Annotated in this window: 1 protein-coding gene; it reads left to right on the top strand. The window is 43.0% G+C overall.

The window, feature by feature from the left end; translation table 11 throughout:
• On the top strand, positions 1-2541 hold a 2541-nt coding region (locus tag NG798_RS18820; RefSeq protein WP_261225332.1), incomplete at both ends, for an S-layer family protein.

The raw sequence follows: 2541 nt of genomic DNA, 5'->3' as shown, positions 1-2541 counted from the left end.
AGATCCCACACCAGATCCGACACCGGCCAACCAAGCACCAACAGACATTACCCTCACCGGCGCATCTGTCAATGAAAATAGCGCCAGCGGTATCGTCATTGGCATCTTATCAACCGTCGATGCTGACCGAACAGAAACTCATACTTACAGGTTATTAAATGATGCCGAAGGCCGGTTTATCATTGATGGAACACAACTCAAAGTCGGGAATAGTGCCTTATTAGACTTTGAAACGGCAGCCAATCATCAAATCGTTGTGGAAGTTACCGATAGCGTCGGTAATACCTTCCAAAAAGCCTTAACACTAGATGTCAATGATATTGATGAAACCATCCCCAACACACCACCAACAATCACGCCTATCAATGATCAAAGTACAGATGAAGATGTCGCTTTAAGTGGGATAACCTTCACAATTGGGGATGCAGAAACTAGCCCAGAAAATCTTACGATAACGGCAATTTCATCGAACTCGGCACTCATAGGGAATAGCAACATTGTTATCACCGGCACCGGTGCAAACCGTACTCTCAGCCTGAGACCAAATGATAATCAATTTGGGACAGCAACAGTTACTATAGATGTAAGCGATGGCATTGCCAATCAACAGCAAAGCTTTAACTTTACTGTCAACTCGGTAAATGACCTACCAACTATTACTAGCATTGCCAATCAAAACACGACAGAAGAAACCGCAACTCTCCCGCTTTCTTTTACAATTGGTGATGTAGAAACACCTGTTGATGCGCTGATTTTAACGGGAACATCATCTAACGCAGCATTAATTCCTGATGGGAATATTCAATTTTCGGGAACTGGGGCAAACCGTAGCATCATTGTGACTCCTGCTGCAAATCAGTCGGGAACAGCTACGATCACAATTGATGTAAATGATGGCATAGCGAGTAGCCAGCAAACTTTTGATATTACCGTTACTCCAGATAATGATGCACCAACTATTGATATAATTGGCAACCAAATTACTGAAGAAGATAATATTAGATCGATTCCGATTACTTTGGACGACATTGACACTGATGTTAATACGCTGACAGTGACAGCAACTTCGGGAAATCAAACGTTACTTCCAGATGGAAATATTACGTTTAATGGGGCCGGTGCTTCGCGTAATTTAGTTTTACAACCGGCTGCTGATCAATCTGGAAATACAACAATTACGGTGACGGTTAGCGATGGCGCAAATACCAACCAGCACACATTTGATTTCACTGTAACACCGATAAATGATGCTCCACAAATTAGCATTATTCCGGCCCAAACTGTAGATGAAGATGGGGTACTGACAATTAATTTTACAGTCACGGATGGGGATAGTGAGGGGCCATTTAACTTGAGTTCAATTTCTAGCGATCAAACGCTAATTCCTGATGAAAATATTGTGATTAATGATTTGGGGGGGAATAACTACAGCGCAACGATAACCCCAGCGCCCAATCAGTCAGGAATGGGGGCGGTTGCAATTGATATTGATGATGGAATTGATTTTAATAGTCAGGGATTTAATATTACCGTAAACGCTGTAAATGATGCAGCGGCAATCACAACCACAGCCACAGCATTAAGTTACACACAAAATGCTGCTGCAACAGTTATTGATGCAGACATTACTGTGATAGATGTAGACTCAGCAAACCTGAGTAGTGCAACGGTTTCTATTAGTAGCGGTTTTGTAGCAGGAGAAGATGTACTTGCCTTTACGAATACTGCAAATATCACCGCCACTTATAGCAATGGCACTCTCAGCCTAACCGGCAATGCAACGGTTGGAGAATATCAAGCCGCACTGCAATCTATTACTTATCAAAACACAAGTAATAACCCCAGTACGACAGCGCGAATCATTAGTTTTGTTGTCGATGATGGCATAACTCCGAGTAGCGCAGCGACGAAAACAGTTAATATTACAGCGGTGAATAATACACCGGCACTCACAGCCACAGCCACAGCATTAACCTACACAGAAAATAGTGCAGCAATAGCAATAGATGCAGGAATAACTGTTACCGATGCAGACTCAACAAACCTGAGTAGCGCAACAGTCAGCATAACAGGATTCCAACCAGAAGATGTGCTGAATTTTACCGCACAAAATGGCATCACCGGCACTTATGATCCAGCCACCGGCATCTTAACTTTGACAGGAAATGCCACAATTGCACAATATCAAACAGCGCTGCAATCAATCACTTATCAAAACACCTCAGAAAACCCAAATACAACTGCAAGAACACTGAGTTTTAGTGTTAATGATGGGACATCAAATAGTGTGGCTGCAACACGCACACTAAATATTACTGCTGCTAATGATACACCGGCACTCACAGCCACAGCCACAGCATTAACCTACACAGAAAATAGTGCAGCAATAGCGATAGATGCAGGAATAACTATTACAGATGCAGACTCAACAAACCTGAGTAGCGCAACAGTCAGCATTACAAACTTCCAAGCAGAAGATGTGCTGAATTTTACAGCCCAAAATGGCATCACCGGCACTTATGATCCAGCCACCGGCACCCT

Source organism: Ancylothrix sp. D3o, from assembly GCF_025370775.1.
GTDB lineage: Bacteria > Cyanobacteriota > Cyanobacteriia > Cyanobacteriales > Oscillatoriaceae > Ancylothrix.
This window is presented reverse-complemented; position numbering and strand designations above follow the sequence as displayed.